Annotated in this window: 17 protein-coding genes; 6 read left to right on the top strand and 11 right to left on the bottom strand. The window is 72.9% G+C overall.

Going from position 1 to position 18255, the window contains the following annotated elements:
• Positions 1-2405, bottom strand: a 2405-nt coding sequence (locus LPU43_RS28560) for an AMP-binding protein (RefSeq protein WP_255686192.1), incomplete at its 3' end; no start/stop codon positions are given.
• A 418-nt stretch (positions 2406-2823) separates the two neighbouring features.
• Here LPU43_RS28560 and LPU43_RS16910 point away from each other — a divergent pair.
• Genes LPU43_RS16910 through pabB form a run of 3 tightly spaced genes read left to right on the top strand, consistent with a single transcriptional unit; the run spans position 2824 to position 7024 of the window.
• Entirely contained in the window at positions 2824-3411 is a 588-nt protein-coding gene (locus LPU43_RS16910; RefSeq protein ID WP_229401385.1) for a hypothetical protein, read from the top strand.
• Complete coding sequence (locus LPU43_RS16905; protein ID WP_229401384.1) at positions 3408-4898, top strand: AMP-binding protein; 1491 nt, start codon at positions 3408-3410, stop codon at positions 4896-4898. Before LPU43_RS16910 ends, LPU43_RS16905 begins: the two co-directional genes overlap by 4 nt.
• Entirely contained in the window at positions 4895-7024 is a 2130-nt protein-coding gene (gene pabB, locus LPU43_RS16900) for an aminodeoxychorismate synthase component I (RefSeq protein WP_229401383.1), read from the top strand. The genes LPU43_RS16905 and pabB overlap by 4 nt, the downstream gene beginning before the upstream one ends.
• A gap of 31 nt (positions 7025-7055) precedes the next feature.
• Here the strand turns inward: pabB and LPU43_RS16895 are convergent, their stop codons facing one another.
• The 3 genes from LPU43_RS16895 to LPU43_RS16885 all read right to left on the bottom strand — a co-directional run bounded on the left by LPU43_RS16895 (position 7056) and on the right by LPU43_RS16885 (position 10424).
• The gene (locus LPU43_RS16895; protein ID WP_229401382.1) at positions 7056-7736 is read right to left on the bottom strand and encodes a response regulator transcription factor; all 681 of its coding nucleotides are present in this window, start codon (positions 7734-7736) and stop codon (positions 7056-7058) included.
• A 490-nt stretch (positions 7737-8226) separates the two neighbouring features.
• Positions 8227-9816, bottom strand: coding sequence for a DUF4139 domain-containing protein (locus LPU43_RS16890; RefSeq protein ID WP_229401412.1), 1590 nt, complete (start codon positions 9814-9816; stop codon positions 8227-8229).
• A 74-nt stretch (positions 9817-9890) separates the two neighbouring features.
• Entirely contained in the window at positions 9891-10424 is a 534-nt protein-coding gene (locus LPU43_RS16885) for a GNAT family N-acetyltransferase (protein ID WP_229401381.1), read from the bottom strand.
• Here LPU43_RS16885 and LPU43_RS16880 point away from each other — a divergent pair.
• Positions 10423-11592, top strand: a complete 1170-nt coding sequence (locus tag LPU43_RS16880) for a P1 family peptidase (RefSeq protein ID WP_229401380.1) — start codon at positions 10423-10425, stop codon at positions 11590-11592. The two genes, LPU43_RS16885 and LPU43_RS16880, sit on opposite strands and share 2 nt — an antisense overlap.
• 82 nt (positions 11593-11674) lie before the next feature.
• Here the strand turns inward: LPU43_RS16880 and LPU43_RS16875 are convergent, their stop codons facing one another.
• The 3 genes from LPU43_RS16875 to LPU43_RS28945 all read right to left on the bottom strand — a co-directional run bounded on the left by LPU43_RS16875 (position 11675) and on the right by LPU43_RS28945 (position 12835).
• The gene (locus LPU43_RS16875) at positions 11675-12007 is read right to left on the bottom strand and encodes a DUF6204 family protein (protein ID WP_229401379.1); all 333 of its coding nucleotides are present in this window, start codon (positions 12005-12007) and stop codon (positions 11675-11677) included.
• A 200-nt stretch (positions 12008-12207) separates the two neighbouring features.
• Positions 12208-12402 (bottom strand): helix-hairpin-helix domain-containing protein, encoded by a 195-nt coding sequence (locus tag LPU43_RS16870; RefSeq protein WP_229401378.1) that lies wholly within the window; start codon positions 12400-12402, stop codon positions 12208-12210.
• 10 nt (positions 12403-12412) lie between these two features.
• The gene (locus tag LPU43_RS28945; protein WP_373321730.1) at positions 12413-12835 is read right to left on the bottom strand and encodes a DUF1028 domain-containing protein; all 423 of its coding nucleotides are present in this window, start codon (positions 12833-12835) and stop codon (positions 12413-12415) included.
• A 284-nt stretch (positions 12836-13119) separates the two neighbouring features.
• Between LPU43_RS28945 and LPU43_RS16865 the strand changes: the two genes are divergently transcribed.
• Positions 13120-13722, top strand: coding sequence for a cadmium resistance transporter (locus tag LPU43_RS16865; protein WP_229401377.1), 603 nt, complete (start codon positions 13120-13122; stop codon positions 13720-13722).
• A gap of 274 nt (positions 13723-13996) precedes the next feature.
• Here the strand turns inward: LPU43_RS16865 and LPU43_RS16860 are convergent, their stop codons facing one another.
• Together LPU43_RS16860 and LPU43_RS16855 are read right to left on the bottom strand one after the other, a co-directional pair.
• A complete protein-coding gene (locus LPU43_RS16860; RefSeq protein ID WP_229401376.1) occupies positions 13997-15199 on the bottom strand; it encodes a helix-turn-helix domain-containing protein in 1203 nt (400 codons plus the stop codon).
• Positions 15186-15350, bottom strand: a complete 165-nt coding sequence (locus tag LPU43_RS16855; protein ID WP_229401375.1) for a hypothetical protein — start codon at positions 15348-15350, stop codon at positions 15186-15188. The genes LPU43_RS16860 and LPU43_RS16855 overlap by 14 nt, the downstream gene beginning before the upstream one ends.
• 185 nt (positions 15351-15535) lie before the next feature.
• On the opposite strand from LPU43_RS16855, the gene LPU43_RS16850 reads away from it, so the two are divergent.
• Complete coding sequence (locus LPU43_RS16850) at positions 15536-15751, top strand: hypothetical protein (protein WP_229401374.1); 216 nt, start codon at positions 15536-15538, stop codon at positions 15749-15751.
• A 475-nt stretch (positions 15752-16226) separates the two neighbouring features.
• Here LPU43_RS16850 and LPU43_RS16845 read toward each other — a convergent pair whose 3' ends face one another.
• Both LPU43_RS16845 and LPU43_RS16840 read right to left on the bottom strand, forming a co-directional pair.
• Positions 16227-17405: a helix-turn-helix domain-containing protein gene (locus tag LPU43_RS16845; protein WP_229401373.1), complete on the bottom strand. Its 1179-nt coding sequence runs from the start codon at positions 17403-17405 to the stop codon at positions 16227-16229.
• A 263-nt stretch (positions 17406-17668) separates the two neighbouring features.
• Entirely contained in the window at positions 17669-18109 is a 441-nt protein-coding gene (locus tag LPU43_RS16840; RefSeq protein WP_229401372.1) for a VOC family protein, read from the bottom strand.
• Positions 18110-18255: the final 146 nt, after the last annotated feature.

The following is an 18255-nucleotide window of genomic DNA, read 5'->3' as shown; positions in this document are numbered from 1 at the left end:
ACCAACACCACACCACCACCAACACCCAACAAACCAAAAACATCAAACACCGACAGATCAAAATCCAAAGCCGACACCGCCAACACCCGATCACCCACACCCACACCAAACCGCGAACACACCTCCTCCACCGTGTTCACCGCCGCCGAATGCGACACCACCACACCCTTCGGCTCCCCCGTCGACCCCGACGTGAAAATCACGTAGGCACGATCACCCGGGTCGACCGCGCGGGGGGCCGGCAGGGGTTCGTGCGCCTCGGCGACGCTCAGGTCGTCCAGCACCACGCGCACCTCGGCGGCCCGGTAGATGCGGTCCCGGCGGGCCGGCGGCTGGTCGACGCCCACCGGCACGTACGCGGCCCCGGCCGCCAGCACGCCCAGCACGGCGGCGATCTGGTCGGGCCCCTTGGGCAGGTGGACGGCGACGGCCTCGCCCGGCCGCACGCCCTGGTCCGTCAGCCACGCGGCCACGCGCAGCGCGCGGTCGGCCAGGTCCCCATAGGACAGCTCACCACCATCCCAGAACACCGCCGAGCGACCCGGCTCCTCCACCGCCCGCACGAAGAAACCCTCATGCAACAACCGACCCGACACCGGACCAGCCGTCGCATTCACCCCCGCACGCACCACCCGCTGCTCCGCCGGCAACAACGCCGGCACCACCCCACCCCACTCACCCTCCACCAACCACTCCAACAACCCCACATACGCACCGAACATCGCATCCAACACACCCGGCGCAAACAACTCCTCCACCGCATCCCACACCAACAACAACCCACCATCACGCTCCACCACCTGGTGGTCCAACCACACCTGCGGAGTCTGCGACAGCATCCAGCCGAGCCGGCCGAAGACCTGCTGCACCTCCTGCCCGACCAGGTCGCCCATGCCGATGGCGCTGGTGAACACGACGGTGGCGGGGTGGCGGTCGTCGGGGCGCGACCGGGTCAGGTCGCGTAGCACCTCGACGCCGGCGTACTCGCTGTGGCCGACGTCGGTGCGCAGCCGCGACTGGAGGCGGCGGACCCGCTCGACGAAGGGCACGGAGTCGCTGACGTCGACCTCGAGCGGGACGAGGTTGGTGAAGTCGGCGACGAGCCGCCCGACGTGCGGGTCGGTGATCTCCCGGTCGAACAGGGGCAGGCTGACCAGGAACCGGGGGGTGGCGCTCCAGGCGCCGAGGACCTCGGCGTACGCGGCGGCGAGCACGACGGACGGGGTGACGGCGTGGCGGCGGCACACCTCCTCGAGGCGGTGCCGCGCGGCCACGTCGAGCAGGTGGTCGCGGCGTCGGAACCGGTGGGCCTTGACCTGCTCGGGCGCGGTGGCCAGCGGGAGCTGCGGCGCGGCGGGCATGGTCGGGATGCGCGACCGCCAGTACTCGCGGGCCTGCTCGCGGGCCTGCCGCCGGCGCCGCTCCTGGCGGGCCAGGTAGGTCGGGAAGCCGTAGCCGAGCTCCGGCAGCCGGGCGTCGTCGCCCTCGGCGTAGAGGCGGCTGAGGTCCTCCAGGACGATCTGGATGCTCAGCACGTCGGCCACCAGCAGGTCGAAGTTGACGTGCATCCGGTGCCGGCCCCCGGGCAGCAGGGTGAGCCGGACGTCGAAGACCTCGCCGTGGGCGACGTCGAGCACCCGGTGCGCCAGCGTCTCGCGCCGCTCGGCGAGGTGGCGCTCGACGTCGGCCGCCGCCGCGTCGCGCAGGTCGTCGACGGTCAGGCCGGGCCAGGGCGACTCGGGGAGGATCTGCTGGGTGCCGTCGTCGAGGAAGCGGGCGCGCAGCAGGTCGTGCCGACGCAACAGGGCGCGGACGGCGGCGTCGAGCCGGTCGGGGTCGACCGGGGTGTCCTCGTCGCCGTCGAACTCGACGTAGAAGTGGCAGCCGACGCCGCCGAGCACCTGGTCGTCGCGGCGGCCGATCCAGTAGGCGTACTGCATCGGGGTCAGCGGGAACGGCTGGTCCTCGGCCGGCTGCGGCGCGTCGTCGTCACCGGCGGCGTCGGTGCCGGTGGTGCCCGCGGCGGCGTCGCTCTCCGCGATGGCCAGGACCTTCCACCAGTGTTCCAGGGTGGGTCGCTCGACGAGGTCGGCGAACCGGAGCCGGACGCCCCGGCGACGCCACTCGCCGACGAGCTGCATGATGCGCATGGAGTCCAGCCCGTGCGCGACGAGGTCGTCGTCGGGCGCGATGTCCGCCACGGAGCGGGCGAGATCCCGCGCCACGTCGGCGTGCATCCGCTGCGGCGTCAGGCCGGCGTCGGACGACGCGGCGGCCGGCCGGCGGTCGGGTCCAGGATGGACGCCGTCCGGCGCGGATGCCCCGTCCCGCCCGACGTCGATGCCGACGCCGGCGGTGCTGATCGGACCGTCGATTACGCGGGTTTCGTCGTCTCGCTGCGCCACGGGATCCACTTTTACACGCACCCGGACAGCGCTCAACTTGAGCGCCGACAATGGCGCTGATTAGCGAATCAGTAGGGGTACCCGATCGGGTACATCGGTGCGCCCTGAAAGTTCACATAGGAATACCTAACATTTATCGCCGAACTCGACCACACCTATTCTGACCTGCGGTTTAGCGGCCGAGAAAACGGGGTAATGGCGCTCGGCACCGGGGTACCCGGGCGGTGTCCCGCACCATTACGGAATGGGCACCGACGACTTCTGTTGCCGTCTTCGAGCATGCGGGCTACCGTCTGGGTTCAAGCACGCTATTGGCGCAGGAAACCGGTTACCGGAGATCCGACGGGGCACCGAAGGCTCCCCTTTCCCATCGGCGGTGGTCATGGCAGAGACACGACAAACAGCTATTCCGGCGGGGATGTCCGATATGTACTCCGACCCCGAGCCCACCCTCGCCGGGCTGCTGCTCGGGCTGCGCCCGCACGGTCCGGCCGGACGCGGCGGTGGCCACCTCGACGCCGCGCCGGTCGCCGTCGCCGACGTCTCCGTCACCGGGTCGCACCCGCCCCACGAGTCGGCGCAGCCACCCCACGAGGCGCTGACGCCCGTCACCCCCGACGCCCTCCCCGGGGTCCTGCCCCGGGTCGACGGCGGGTGGTGGCGCGACGTGACCCAGCGCCGCGAGCAGGCCCTCCAGCAGCTCCAGCGCGCCGGGCGCGCCTCCGAGGCCCGGGACGCGCTCCAGGCGGTCGTGGTCCGGGCGCTCGACGCCGTGGCGCCGCTGCCCACCCCGGCGGCCCAGGCCATGCTGCGCCTGCTCTGCGCGCTCGTGCCGGCGGTGCTCACCGGCGACCCGGAGGCCCGCCGGCTGGCCGACCTCGTCGCCCGTGGCTGGCTGCCCGTCGGCCGCGTCGACGGCCGCCTCGTGGTCACCACGAACGCCCGGGCCGACGCCACGACCTCCCGTCCGTGGGCGGGCGCCGTCGTCGGGGAGCTCGCGGCATGAACCTCGCGGTGGCCCTGGAACAGTTGACCTGCCGTTCCGGCTGGGAGCAGCGACCGGCCGTGCACGAGCCGACCGGCAGCTTCACCCACGGCCAGGTCCACGACCTGGCCGCGCGGGCGGCGACCCTGCTCGCCCAGCGCGGCGTCCGGCCCTCGACGCGGGTTCTCATCGCCGCCCCGGACGGCGTGGCGTGGTACGTCGCCTTCCTGGCCACCGCCCGGCTGGGCGCGGTGGCCGTCCCGGTCAACCCGGACCTCGCCGCGCCGGAGCACCTCGACATCGTGGCCGACTGCGAGCCGGTGCTGGTCGTCTGCCCGGAGGCGCTGGCCGACCGCTTCCCCGGGCCCGTCCTGCCCTGCGACGACCTGGTGGAGCGCGCCGCCGGCGCGCCGCGCGCGGCGGCGCACCCGGTCGACCCGGAGACGCCGCTGTACGTCCAGTACACCTCCGGCACGACGGGGCGACCCAAGGGCGCCGTCCACCGCCACGCCGACCCGGAGCGCTACCACCGCAGCGCGGGCCTCGGCGTGGTGGAGGTACGCCCCTGCGACGTGACCCTGTCGGTGTCGAAGCTCTACTTCGCGTACGGCTTCGGCAACGCCTTCGTCTTCCCGCTCTTCTCCGGGTCGGCGGCGGTGCTGCTGCCGCACCGCCCCGGCGCGCGGGAGATCGCGGAGCTCGTCGCCGCCCACCGGGTGAGCCTGCTCTACGCCGTCCCCACCGCGTACGCCGGGATCGTCGCCGACGGTGACGTGCGGGCGTGGCGCAGCGTCCGGGCGGCGGTGACCGCCGGCGAGGCGCTGCGGCCCGGCCTCGGCGAGCAGGCGTCGGCGCTGCTCGGCGCGCCGCTGCTCAACCAGCTCGGCTCGACGGAGGCCGGGCACGGCTTCTGCTCCAACACCCTGCGCCAACACCGGCTCGACACGATCGGCCGGGAGCTGGCAGGCTACCGGCTGCGGATCCTCGACGACGCCGGCCGGGAGGTGCCCGACGGCACCCAGGGGGAGCTGTGGGTCCGGGGTGAGACGATCATGACCGGTTATCTCGGTCTGCCCGACGAGACCGCCGCGACGCTCGTCGACGGGTGGCTACGGACGAAGGACCTGGCGGTGCGCAATCCCGACGGCACGGTGTCCCTGTGCGGGCGCGCCGACGACCTGGAGATGGTCGGCGGGATCACCGTGGCCCCCCGGCCGGTGGAGCAGCTCATCGAGGAGCACCCGGCCGTGCGGGAGGCGGCCGTGGTGGCGCGGCCGGACCAGTGGGGGGCGACCCGGCTGCACGCCTTCGTGGTGGCGGCCGACGACGCCGATGCCCCGGACGCCGACGACCTGGCCCGCTGGCTGGCCGGCCGGGTCGCGCCGTTCAAGGTGCCCCGCTCGGTCTCCCCGGTGCCGGCGCTGCCGCGCACGGCGACCGGCAAGCTGCGCCGCTTCGTGCTGCGCGAGACGGTCACCGCCGAGACGACGACGGGAGCGGCGCGATGAGGACTCTCCTGGTCGACAACTACGACTCGTACACGTTCAACCTCTACCAGCTCATCGCCGAGACCTACGGCGTGCCGCCCGAGGTGCTGACCAACGACAGCCCGAAGCTGACCACCGCCCTGACCCGCACGTTCGACGCCATCGTGGTCTCGCCCGGCCCCGGCCGCCCCGGCCGCCCCGACGACGTCGGGCGCTGCGCGCCGGTGGTGGCCGACAGCCGGGTGCCGGTGCTCGGCGTGTGCCTGGGTCACCAGCTCCTCGGCCACCTCTGCGGCGCCCGGGTGACCCGCGCGCCGCAGCCGCGCCACGGCCACCTCACCCGGGTCCGGCACGCCGACACCGGGCTGTTCGCCGGCGTCCCCCAGGACTTCGTCGCCGTCCGCTACCACTCGCTGTGCCTGGCCGACCCGCTGCCGGAGGAGCTGGTCGCCGACGCCTGGGCCGAGGACGGCGTGATCATGTCGGTGCGGCACCGGTCCCGGCCCTGGTTCGGCGTGCAGTTCCACCCGGAGTCGGTGGCCAGCGAGCACGGCCGGCGGCTGTTCGAGAACTTCCGCCGGCTGGCCTGGGGCAGCCCGTCGCGCCCCGCCCCCCGCCCGGCGCCGCGACGGCCCGTGGCGTCCGCCACCGAGGCCGGTGGGCCCGGCGGCTGGGTGCTGCGCCGTCGACGGCTGCCGTTCGCCTGCGCGACGGCCGCGACCTTCCGGCGGCACGTCGCGCCCCACCCGTACGCCTTCTGGCTCGACAGCAGCCGGGTCGTCCCGGGGCTGTCGCGGTTCTCCTTCCTCGGCTACCCGGGCGGCCCGGACGGCGAGGTGCTCCGTTACCGGGTCGACGCCGGCCACGTCGAGGTCCTCGACGGCAGGGGCCGGCCGGTCGGCACGCGGCCCGGCACCATCTTCGAGGCGTTGCAGGACCGGCTCGACCGACGCCGCCTGCCGCACGACCCGGACCTGCCGTTCGACCTCCAGGGCGGCTACGTGGGCTACCTGGGCTACGAGCTGAAGGCCGACTGCGGGGCCCCGAACCGGCACACCTCCCCCACCCCGGACGCGGTCTGGGCCTCGGCCACCCGGTTCATCGCCGTGGACCACGAGTCGGACGCGACGTGGGTGCTCGCGCTGTGCCGCGACGAGCCGAGGAGGGTCCGCGCCGCGGACGCGTGGATCGCCGAGATTGCCGGGCGGTTGCGGCCCGCCGCCGAGGAGCCACCGGCCACCCCGCCGCGCGACCCGGTCGACGCGGAGCCCTACCTGGTACGCCCGCGCGACGGCTACCTCGACGACATCGACGCCTGCCTGCGGCAGCTCCGCGCCGGGGAGAGCTACGAGATCTGCCTGACCAACGAGGCCCGGCTGCCGTTCGACGGCGACCCGGTCGGGCTGTACCTGCGGCAACGCCGACTCAACCCCGCCCCCTACGCCGCCTACCTGGACTTCGGCGAGGGCCAGGTGCTCTGCTCGTCACCGGAGCGCTTCCTGCGCATCGGGGCCGACGGCGACGTGGAGGCCAAGCCGATCAAGGGGACCGCGCCCCGCGACCCCGATCCGGCCCGCGACTCGCGGCTGCGGAACGAGCTGCACTCCTCGGCGAAGACCCGCGCCGAGAACCTGATGATCGTCGACCTGCTCCGCAACGACCTGGGCCGGGTCTGCCAGGTCGGCACCGTGCACGTGCCGGCGTTCATGGCCGTCGAGTCGTACACGACGGTGCACCAGTTGGTGTCGACCGTGCGGGGCGTGCGCGACCCGTCGATCCCGCCCACCGCCGTGGTGCGCGCCTGCTTCCCCGGCGGATCGATGACGGGCGCGCCGAAGCTGCGCACGATGCAGATCATCGACGACCTCGAGGACCGGCCCCGGGGCATCTACTCGGGGGCGATCGGCTTCTTCGGCCTCACCGGGGCGACGGATCTCAACATCGTCATCCGTACAGCGGTATGCCACGACGGCGAGCTGCGGATCGGCGCGGGCGGGGCGATCGTGCTCGACAGCGATCCGGCCGAGGAGTACGCGGAGATGCGGCTGAAGCTGGCGGCGCCGCTGCGCGGGCTGGGCGCGGCGGAGGTCTCCGGGCCGTACGCCGCACACGCGCGGCGGGCGGTCGGCTCCGACGCCGGTCGTTGAGCCGAGCCGCCCCGGCCCGGGCCCGCGCGGCTCAGCCGGCGACCTCCTCGACCAGCCCCAGGCGGTAGGCCGCCGCCACGGCCATCGTGCGGTTGGGGCAGCCCAGCTTGGTCAGGATGCGGCAGACGTGGCGCTTCGCGCCGTGCTCGGAGATGTGCAGCGCGGCGGCGATCTGCCGGTTGCTCAGCCCCCGCGCCAGCAGTTCCAGGGTCTGCTGCTCGCGCGGGGTCAGCCGGGTCCCGGGCTCGGGCCGGTGCCGCTCCTGGAGCGCGGAGAGCGCCAGCCGGCCGAGTTCCTCGGGCACCGGCATCTTGCCCCGCTGGATGTCGTGCAGGGCCTCGGCGAGCCCCCGGTGGTCCACCTCGACGGCCAGGACGAAGCCGTCCGCCGGCAGCGCGACCGCGGCCTGTAGGAGCGGGCCGGCGTTGGCCAGCACGACGGCCAGCGTCTTGACGTCCAGCCCCCGCGCCACGGTCAGCAGCCGCTCGACCGGCGCGTCCGGCTCGACGGGCACCACGAGCAGGTCCCAGCAGCGCTGCCGGAGGTGCATGGCGGCGGCGTTGCCGCTCTCCACGGAGCGCACCTGGGCCACGGCCGGCAGGTCCCGCAGGACGACCTCCAGTCCCTTCTGGACGACCAGCGGGCCGGGTGCGACGAGCACCCGCAGGCCCGGCGACGTGCCGCCTCCCGCACCGGCCGGCACGTCCCTCACCGCCCCGCGCCGATGGCACCGGGTAATGGTCGACCGCACGCTCCGACGATCATCTGCCATCACGCATCCGCCCGCAGAGCTCCTCTCCCCCTCGGTGCCGGCGACACCCGTGACGGCAGGGCTTGGCCGCGTTCCGGGGTGGCGGGGTGCGGGGGTGCGGCGCGCCAGGCGCCGATGTGTCCGTCCCCCGAGCCACGACACCGCAGGATTGCTACCGTCCACAGCGGTCGGCGGCGGTCTGCGATGCGAACAACCTGTTACACCGCAGGGTGTCAGCATCGCGTTGGCCGCCACTGTACCCGCTGACCCACAGCCCCGCACTGACGCGGAAGGCAACGTTCTTCGGCCGAGAAACCCTTTGACCGACGGTTCCTCGGCCGATCGACAACTGTTTCGTACTTCTTACGGAAGTGTCTAAAATGAACGCCTCGCCGGAAAACGCGCGTCGGGGACGAGGAGCCGGACCGCGCGCGTTCGCCCGCGCGGCGCCTCACTCCCGCCAGCCGGCCAGCTCGACCCCCCTGGCGAGTTCGACGCGGAAACCCATGACGATCTCGCCGCTCTCCCCCGGCGCGAGCCGCAGCCGCCAGGTCAGCTCGCCCAACTCGGTGCGCTCGGCCGGCGGCGGGGCGAGGGTGGTCTCCCGTACGACGACCGCGTCGTCGCGCGACACCGGCAGTTGGTCGCGCACCTCCACGCTCGCCGGCCGGGGCGTGTGGTTCGCGACGCTGATCCGGTACTCCACGTCGCGCCGCCGGGTCGACCCGAGCGTGGCGCGGGTGTCGGCGCGCCGGTCCAGCTTCCGTTCCACCCGCACCCGGTCGTCCACCCCGAGCGCCAGCTCGGTCTCCTCGCCGGGCGCCCAGACCGGCAGCCGGGTGGCCGCGACGAAGTCGGCGCCGTGGAAGACCGCCGCCGCGCCCGGGAGCAGCGTGTGCGTCGAGGTGTTGCGCACGGTCGCGCGCAGGTGCGCCTCGGCCGCGCGGACCGGCACGGTCACGTGGTCCAGCCGGGCCGGCAGGTCCAGCACGGCGATGGTGGCCCGGTACGCGCTGCCGTCCGCCGGCACCGCGACCGGGCGGGCCGGCCGGTAGGTGGCCGCCGCGACGCCCTGCTCGACGGCGGCGACGCTCTCCCGCACCGGGGCGGGCGGTGGTGGGGCGGCGGAACGGGCCACCCCACCCGCGGCGGCCGGTGCCGAGCCCGGGTTCGGCGGTGCCGGCACCGCGCCGTAGCCCGCCGGCGGCATGGCCGGCTTCGGCGGCAGCGACCGGAACCGGTCGAGATACCAGGGCGACAGCTCCGGTACGCCGGTCGTCGCCGCCGGGCGGGCGGTCGAGAGCTGGAGCACGCACTCCGGCCAGTCCTCGCCGGTGTCCTGGCTGACCAGCCCGTACCAGGTGACGTTCACGGTGTCGTCGACCAGCCGCAGGTCGTAGGAGGGCTGCCACCGGGCCCCGTCGATCAGGTAGGTCAGCTCCAGGTCCAGATCGGTGTCGTCGGCGTCCACCGACACGGTCACCTCGGCGGCGAGCCGGTCCGGCTCCCGCTTGCCGTTCGCCGCGTCGAGGTGCCGCTCGACCGCCGCCAGCTCCTCGCCCAGATCGGTGCGCCGCCGGACCAGGTCGCGCCGGCGGCTGCGGGACTCGGCGAGCTGCCCGGCCATCGAGTCGGCGAAGGCGGCCACGTCGGGCGGGTCGGCGTCCCCGCCGGCCAGCGCGCGGGCGTACGTGCCGCCGGCCCGCTCGGCCAGCCGGGCGAGGAACTGCCCCCGCTGCACCTCGATCTCGTACGTGTCGTTGATCTCGGCCACCTCGTCGGCCAGCTCGCGACGCCGCTGCTCCAGCTCGCGGACCTGCCCGTCGGTGCTGCGCGCCTGCCGCCACGTCGTCACGTCCACGCCGAGCACGGTGGCCGCGCCCCGGCCGCCGACGCGCAGCGAGTCCCGCCGCAGGCCGAGCGGCAACGGCGCGATGCGGACCCGGTGCTCGCCGGCCGGCAACCGGGCGCTGCCCCGGCGGGTGACCCGCGCCCGGTCCGGGTAGACGGTGACGCCAACGATGGGTGCTTCGATCTCCATTGCCTTCACGGCGGCGAGGGTAGTCGGAGCGTGCTCGTGACCCAGCGCCCCGTTGCGAGCCACGGCGGTTGCGGTCAGTTCGCGTCCCACTCGGCGGCGAGCAACCCGAGAACGACCTCGTCGGCGAAGTCCCCGTTCACCCAGGCCGCACGTCGCAGGGTGCCTTCGGGAACGAATCCTGCCCGGGTGGCCGCTCGGATCATCGCGGCGTTGTCGGCCAGCGTCTCGACCTGCAACCGGTGCAGGCCGCGCACCACGAGGCCGTAGTGGCACAGCACCCGGATGACGTCGGTGCCCAGCCCACGGCCCCGGAAGGACGGCCGCAGCGAGATCCCGAGGTGAGCCGTTCTGTTGTGCAGGTCGATGCCCCACAACAGCGCCTCGCCCGCCAGTTCGCCGTCGTCGAGCTGCACCACCGAGAAGCACGCGGCGTCGTCGGTGGGGTCGGAGACCGTGTACGGCGACGCGGCGGAGCCGGGTGCGATCGGACGCCATGGACGGGAGTCGGCCTTCGACCGGGTCGCGACGTCGTCGTAGAGCTCGGATTGCAGGACGGGAACGTCGGTCTCGTACCGGGCCCGCAGCCCGATCTTGTCGCCACGTAACATGCCGTGTTCCTACCCGACGCGACCTGCCCCGATCAACCTGGTTGTTCCCTGGACACCCTCGCGAACGACATTCCGCACCACACCACGGCCCGCCCGACGGCGGCACCTGACGGAGGGCACCATTAAGCAGCCGGTCCAGCACCGCGCCCGCGATCTCGGCATCGTCGTCGGCGCACTGCCCACCGGGCGGCACAACGCCATCACCGACGTCCCCGGGGTGCTCGTGGGGCACACCACCGTCGACGACGGCCAGGACCTGCACACCGGGGTCACGGCGGTCGTACCGAGCCAGCTCGGCCCCGAGCGGTGGTCCCTGCCGGCGGCCGTCCACACCGGGAACGGCTACGGAAAACTGGTCGGCTCGACCCAGGTGGACGAACTCGGCGTGCTGGAGTCCCCGATCGTCCTCACCGCGACGCTGTCGGTGTTCCGGGCCGCGGACGCGGTGCTCACCCACCTGATGGACCGCCGACCGGACGGGGTGTCGTTCAACCCGCTGGTGGGCGAGACCAACGACGGACACCTCTCCGACATCCGCCGCCGCCCGATCACCGAGGCACACGTGCTGGACGCCCTGGCCCGCGCGTCGGGTGGCGCGCCGGCCGAAGGCTGCGTCGGCGCCGGGACCGGCACCACGGCCCTGGGCTACAAGGCGGGCATCGGCACCTCCTCCCGTACGGTGGAGGCAGCCGGACGCCCGATCACGGTGGGCGCCCTCACCCAGTCCAACTTCGGCGGCGTGCTCACCGCGCTGGGCATCCCGCTGCCGGTCGAGGAGCTGGTCCCGCAGGCCGACCCGGCCGAGCCGCCGGGCAACTCGTGCATGATCGTGGTGGCCACCGACGCGCCCCTGGACGCCCGGCAACTCGGTCGACTCGCCCGCCGCGCGATCTTCGCGATGGCCCGGGTCGGCGCGTCGTACAGCAACGGCAGCGGCGACTACGCGATCGCGTTCAGCACGGCGGAGCCGGGTCGGCCTACGATGCCGGACTCGCAGATCGATCCGGTCTTCACGGCCGTGCTCGACTCGGTGGAGGAAGCGCTGCTGAACTCCGTCCTCACCGCCACGACCACCACCGGGGTGGGTGGCCGCACCAGTCACGCCGTACCTCACGAGGCCGTCGTCCGCCGCCTCGCCGCCGCCGGCCGGCTGACCCCGCCCGCCTGAGCCCGGCGTCCGGCCGGGGTGTGCCGGCCGGCGATGTGAGCGGCTCCGTCCCCGGGGCGGAGGCGGAGCGGGGGTGGCGGGGTCAGTGCACCCGTCGGCGGATCTTGATGTCGCCGAGGTCGGTCGATACCGACCTGAGGTCGCGGCAGTCGGCGCCGAGCCCTCGAACGGCGGCCACGGCGAGCGCCTCCGCCCTGCCGATCACGACCGGTTCCCCGTCGGCCTCGTCGGCGGGGACCAGGCAGCGGAAGGTGAACCCGAGCAGCGACCGTTCGTAGGTGACGGTGCCTTCCTCGGTGAACTTCGCCTGGAACACGTCGTGCTCGTCCGCCCTGGCGAGCAGCTCGGCCCGCTGCTTGTCGTCGAGTGGCGGGAACTTGCCGCGCACGATGACCTGATACGACTTGCCGGCCACTGGCACGCACCTCCGAATCTGCCCAAGCGTCACGACGTCGTCGGCTCGCGGCCCCGTGCGTCAGGAGCCGGACGGCGTCCGGAGCATCGTCGCCAGGCCGCCAACCGGCTGGTACGGCGCTGCCGCCACACCCTACCGAGGAAGCCCACGAACGCAGGGCCAATATTTGCGGGCCGGCGTCGCGACGGTGGGAGAAGCGCCTATCCCAGGCTCAGTCCGTGCTGCTCCAGCGCGCTCTGGACGATTCCGAGCGCTTTCGGCCCCACGCCGTGCAGCTTCGCCAACTCGGCACGCGGCACGCCCGCGAGGTCGCGCAGCGTCGAATAGCCGGCGTTGTCCAGGGCCCGGGTCGCCGGCGCACCGATCTTCGGCAGGGTGTCGAGGGCGGCATCCACGCCGCTGATCCTAGGTGTACGGGCGGACGTTTCCGGCCCGCCGTGGGGGCCGCGCCCCAGCGGCCGGGGTGCGCCGTCGGGGTCCCTCCCCACCGTCCACGTCAGAGCCTTCCCGGGCCAGATGCCCCGTCGCCCGGGGTCGACAACGCCTGTCGGGCGGCCCCACCCATGGGATCGTCGCGGGTGGGCAGCCGGTGAAGGCGTGCGAACGCCCCTGGCGATCGACCATGCCGACCTGCCGCACCTCCCGGCCCGGGTCCCGGCCCAGCAGTTCGGCCAGGACGTCCTGCGGTGAGCGCCCCTCGGTGAGCAGCGGCAGGCCGTCGTAGGCGAGGAACGGGTTGGGGGTGGCCTGGGTCGCCACCGCGCCGCCGCCGGAGTGGACGTGCGCGACGAGTTTGCCTACCGCGGGCCTGGCCGTCAGGGCTCCCACCCCGAGCTGCCCGGTACGCGGACAGCGTGCGGCAATCGAGAAGGTCACGGTCGGCAGATACCCGGACGACCGCCCGCCATGCGGAGGCCTGCGTCGATTGCCGCGCGGCGACAAGGTCGTCTGTCACCTGTACGGCAGGTTTCTGCCTCGTCACAGCTCTTCGTCGTCATCGTCCGGTGGCAGGTCGCGCCGCCACCGGATATCCACCTTCACACCCGAGGTAGTCGACGTTCCGCTTGAGACCCCACGATCGATGGCAATCGTTGTCCGTACAGTGTCCATCCGTGGGAGACCTTCTCGGGATCATCGCCGCCGCAGCCGGGGTGTTCACCGGCACGAACATCGACGACATCATCGTCCTGACGGTGCTGTTCCTCTCCGCGCGGGCGTCGGGCAAGCCGCGGCCGTGGCAGATCTGGGTCGGCCAGTACGCCGGCATCGCCACCCTGGTCGCGGTCTCCGCGATCGCCGCCCTCGGTCTGACGGTCGTCCCCGACCAGTGGGTCGGCCTGCTGGGCCTGCTCCCGTTCGGCCTCGGCGTGCGCGGCCTTCTCGGCGCGATCCGCAGCCGCCACGACGAGCAGCCCACGCCGACCGTGGCGTCCGGGATCCTGCCCGTCATCGGAATCACGGTGGCCAACGGCGCGGACAACATCTCGGTCTACACGCCCGTGTTCCGAACGGTCGGCGTCGCGGCCGGCCTGATCACGGTCGCGGTGTTCGCCGTCGGGGTCGCGGTCTGGTGCCTGGCGGCGTCGTGGCTCGGCTCCCACCGCCGGGTGGTCGACGTCGTCGAACGGTACGGGCACTGGATCGTGCCGGGCGTGTTCATGCTCATCGGTGCCGCGATCGTGATCGAGTCCGGCGTTCTCGCCCGGCTGGGCTGACGCACCGCTCGGCCGTTCCTCACTCACGCCGAGGCCGGGAACCGGCAGTGCCGTCGCTGCCGGGCGCGGGCGGCGGGGTTGCTGCGCTTCGCTGCCGTACTCGCTCGGCCGCGTGGAGGACGTCGCGGGCGGCGGTCGCCGCCGGGCAGTGCGGGATGCGGCAGGTCGGGCAGCGTCCGTCGGGACCGGGCCGGTGCTGGCGCAGGACGGTACGGGCGGTGAGGACCAGTCGGTTCCGAATCTGGGCCAGGGACAGGTGCGGTCCGGTCATCGCTCAGCCCAGCCCGAGGGCGACGGCGAGCCGGGTGATGGTGGTCGGGGTGCGGGGGTCGCGGGCGAGCTGGGCGAGCAGGTCCCGGGCGGCGGGCCGCTGGCGGATCTCGGCGGGTGCGATGCGGTCGACGTCGATCAGGAGCCGGCCCGCGTTGATCGGGTCGTCGGCGTGCAGGTGGGCGCGGGCGGTGTCGAGCAGGTGCGCGGCGCGGTGTTCGGTGGGCAGCCACCGCCAGCCGTCGCGCCGCAGGGCCGTTTCGTGCCGGGTCACCGCGTCGCGGATGTCGCCGAGTTCGACGGCTGCGGCGGCGCGGGCCACGTCCACGGCGGTGGGTCCGAACGCGGTGCGGTGGTGGTCGTGGCCGTCGGTGACGCGGGCGGCCAGGGTCGCGGCCTCGTCGAGCAGGTCGGCGGCGGCGCGGGCGTCGCCGTGGTTGGCGGCGGCCAGGGCCGCCTGGACGAGCAGCGTGCCGCACAGGGACAGCTCCGGGGGTAGGCCGAACTCGACCACGGGCGGGGCGATCCGGTACGCGGCGGACAGCATCGCGGACTTCGCCACCCGCGCCTGCCCGCAGGCGCGGAGCACCTGACCGAGCTGCACCGCTGCGGCGGCCACCAGACTCCGGTCTCCGGTTGCGGCGGTCATGGCCCGGTCCACGGCCAGCCACGCCAGGTCGGGGTCACCGAGCTTCACCAGCAGTGACGCGGTGATCCGGTACGCCTCCACCAGCGGCACCCGACCCGCCAGCGGATCACCGGCGCGGGTGCGCTCCGCATCGGTCAGCAGGCCCGGCAGCAGTTCGATCACCTGCGGGTACCGGGCGTGCTGGAACGTCGTCCAGGCGTGCGCGACCTGCCGGGCCATCTGGTCGGCCGGCAGCACCGGCCGGCGAGCCGCTGCCCTGCCGAGTGCGACCTCGTACCGGGACAACGCCACCCGGATGCGCGCCACGCCCTCGCCGCGCTCGGTCACCCCGGCGGGCTGGGTTTCCCGTCCGAGCAGCACCGCTGCATCGATACGCAGCACGGCAGCGATGTCGTGCAAGGTCGACACCTTGTCCAGGGACCGGACACCCCGCTCGACCTTGTCCACCCAGCTCTTCGACTTGCCGAGCCGGTCGGCGAACACCTGCTGCGACAACTTCCGCCGCCCCCGCCAGTACGCCACCCGACGGCCGACCGGCAGCAGATCACTGGTGTCCACGCCGCCACCGCCGGTCCGGCACCGCCCGGGTCGTCTCCTCCGCCGGTATCCGCTCCGCCTCGGCCAACGCCAGGATGCGCTGCCTCGCGGCTTCCCGCTCCGTCTCCTGGATCTGCTCGCCCCGGCTCTGTACCGGCTCGTCGTCGCTCATCCCCATCTCCATGTCATCTCCAGCGATAGGCAGGGCCGGCCACCGATCCCCGATCAGGTAGCCGGACCGCTCACCAGTTGCGATCGCCACTACAACCTCACCTTGAACGTGGCAACTGTCAAGGTATTGGGTGGCAACGTACGAAGTGGCAACGTGGCCCGGTTGCACGTGCATACGGTCGGCGCGTGAGACTGGTGGCCCTTTCCGATATCGCCGAGATGCTCGGCGGCGTGTCACGCACCCGGGCTACGGAGATCACGAACCGCGCCACCTTCCCCGCACCCCTGGACACGGTGGCAAGCGGCAAGGTGCGGGTCTGGGAGCGCGCGGCGGTGGAGGCGTGGATCAGGACCTACCGCCCCCACCAGGTCCGAGACGCCGCACCCGACGAAGAAGGCTGAGCGGCCAGGAGAGCGCACAGCACCGGCCCAGGCCGTTGCCCCTAAGGGTTCAAACGGAAGCCTCACCTTCGCCCTGGCGGCCCCTTCCCGGCCGACGTAGCGGGACAACGGTGGCCAGCGTCTCCGCCGCCTTCATCCGGGCCTCCTCAGCGGCGGCCCGAGAACCCACCTGAGCGAGCCTGGAGACCTGTGGTCGCGGCGGAGCGAGGCAGACCACCTCAGCAGCCACCGGACAATCTTGCGTAGCTCGGACCCAACCGCCATGCCGCCGCCCTGTGCGCCGAGGGGTGCGACGGGCGGACCTCTTGGACGGGCCGAGCCGCCGCACCCCGAGGGAGCGGGCTGCGACCGGGGAGGCGCGCAGCCCGCCGTTCTGACAGGACGCGGCACGGCCGGTACCAGTGCTGATGGAGTTCATGCCGCCGCGTCCATGCAGAACGTAGGAGCGGGCAGGCCGTTCACGTATTGCTGTCGGTTATGCGCCCACAGCTATGTCGAGGCGGCGAGCGAGGACGCGCAGCTCCTTCGACACCGCCCGGCGTCGCGCTCGACGCACCATCGCGGACACCGCATCCCGGGCCAGCGGGTTCAGCACGAACAGCGACGGGGCGATGCGCTCCGCCCGGACGAACGCGACTTCCGCCTCCCGGTCCCTGCGGCCCGACTGCGCCAACGCCCGCCCCAGGTCCATCCAGTACGCCTGCCGGCGGTTGGCGATCGGCAGCGCATCCACGCTCACCGTTCGGGCCAGCTCGACCACCCGTTGGTGGTCGCCGGATTCGTTGGCGATGGCCATTCGCCACAGCGTCACGTTCGTCGGCCCGAAGCACATGGTGTTGAATCCGCCGTCCGGTGGTGGATCTCCGAGGGTCGCTGCCTCCTGCTCCGCTTCGGTCAGGTGATCCTCGGCGGTGACCGGTTGTCCGCCGACCGCCGACCGCAGCGCGGCGGCCAGGTGCAACTGGCCGAGCACCTGCCGCACGTCACGGTCGCTCGCGTGCGGTTGCAGGTCGGACATGGTGCGAGCTGCGGCACGGGCGGCGATCCCCGTCGCCTCGACGGGCAGGGCTTGCGCGTACGCGAACCGGGACGCCCCCCGCCACGCGTGGTGCTCGACGTCTTCGGCCGCCGTCTGGGCGACGCGGGCCGCGTCGACCGCCAGGTGCCGGTGGCCGAGGTGCCGCAGGCACGTCGAGGTCAGGTAGGCCGCCTCCGCGAGCACCACACCGCCATGCCCGTGAGCGTCGGCGAGAAGGCCGGGAAGGGTACGGGACATGCGGATGTAGTCGGCGTCGATCCGAAGGGCGTTGGTGGCACCCAGGGCGGCGACAACCTGCTCCCGACTGCCGGCCGGGTTACGCCGTTCACCTTCGCTGATCTCCAGTAGGACAGCCCAGATAGCGGGCACCGTGTCGGCGGCTCCAGTCTTCGCCGGGTCGGTGGGGTCACCGGGCTGATCGAGAAGGTCGGCGACGGAGACCTGCAGTGCGGACGCGATGGCGATGAGCGTGGACCGGCTGTCGATGCTGCGGTGCCCGGCTTCGATCTGGGAGATGTACGGCTGCGACAGACCAGCGAGCCCGGCGAGGACTGTCTGGGTCATGCCGCCCCGGCGGGCCCGCCAATACTTGATACGCGCGCCGATGGTGTCCATTGGTGCACCTCTTCCCCAGGTAGCGGTCTGGGTGGCGACCCACCGACCATTACAACCGGCAAGCCCGCCGTCATCGACGGTACCGGGCCTCAACGCTTTCAGGGGGTCTGAGCTAGTGGTCCTATCGGCCCGCCACCTCACCGGGCACGGCCGCTCGTCAGGGGACGCCCCACGGTGGGCCCCCCGTCCGCGCCGACGGCCGGGAGTCTTATGTGACCGGCGGGGAGCAGCAAGCGGAGTGCAGGCCACGCGCCCTGGCGAGTTCAGCCGATGCGCTCGGTCAACGAGACGATGATCCCTTCGGGCCCCCGGACATAGGCCATCCGCCAAGCGCCCTCGTACTCGCCGATACCACCGACCAGTTCGTAGCCCTCGCTCGCTGCCCAATCGACAGCGCCCTGCAAGTCGTTGACCTCGAAGGACACGTTTCGCAACCCCAGCTCGTTGGCCATGGCGGCCGGCGAGCCCGGCACGGCTTCGGGCCGCACGAAGCGCGCGAGTTCCAGGCGGGCACCATCGTCGGGTGACTTCAGCATGACGATCTCGGTGCGGGAGTCGGGGATGCCGCAGACCGTCTCCAGGAACTCGCCCTCGACGAACGTCCGGCCCTCCACCTCCAGGCCGAGCGCTACGAAGAAGGCGGTCACGACATCGAGATCTGCAACCGTGATGCCGACGTGGTCGAAGCGTCGTACGTATGACATGGGCCGTGCTCCCGTCGTCGTATCGAACATGTTCCTGCTCCGGCAAGCGGCGTTCACAGCAGCTAGGCCAGCCGAGGAGGCCGGTCGTCACCGTGCGAACGTCCACGACTCGGCAGATCCGCAGGGTGTTAGGCGCGCTGATGTGC

The sequence above is a fragment of the Micromonospora okii genome (assembly GCF_020884795.1).
GTDB lineage: Bacteria > Actinomycetota > Actinomycetes > Mycobacteriales > Micromonosporaceae > Micromonospora > Micromonospora okii.
This window is presented reverse-complemented; position numbering and strand designations above follow the sequence as displayed.

Excerpts from the sequence above, each read along its gene's own strand:
- LPU43_RS16905 (WP_229401384.1), top strand. The coding sequence starts at position 3,408 with ATGAACCTCGCGGTGGCCCTGGAACAGTTGACCTGCCGTTCCGGCTGG.
- LPU43_RS16840 (WP_229401372.1), bottom strand. The coding sequence starts at position 18,109 with ATGTCATACGTACGACGCTTCGACCACGTCGGCATCACGGTTGCAGAT.
- LPU43_RS16855 (WP_229401375.1), bottom strand. The coding sequence starts at position 15,350 with ATGAGCGACGACGAGCCGGTACAGAGCCGGGGCGAGCAGATCCAGGAG.
- pabB (WP_229401383.1), top strand. The coding sequence starts at position 4,895 with ATGAGGACTCTCCTGGTCGACAACTACGACTCGTACACGTTCAACCTC.
- LPU43_RS16845 (WP_229401373.1), bottom strand. The coding sequence starts at position 17,405 with ATGGACACCATCGGCGCGCGTATCAAGTATTGGCGGGCCCGCCGGGGC.
- LPU43_RS16910 (WP_229401385.1), top strand. The coding sequence starts at position 2,824 with ATGTCCGATATGTACTCCGACCCCGAGCCCACCCTCGCCGGGCTGCTG.
- LPU43_RS16885 (WP_229401381.1), bottom strand. The coding sequence starts at position 10,424 with ATGTTACGTGGCGACAAGATCGGGCTGCGGGCCCGGTACGAGACCGAC.
- LPU43_RS16880 (WP_229401380.1), top strand. The coding sequence starts at position 10,423 with ATGCCGTGTTCCTACCCGACGCGACCTGCCCCGATCAACCTGGTTGTT.
- LPU43_RS16890 (WP_229401412.1), bottom strand. The coding sequence starts at position 9,816 with ATGGAGATCGAAGCACCCATCGTTGGCGTCACCGTCTACCCGGACCGG.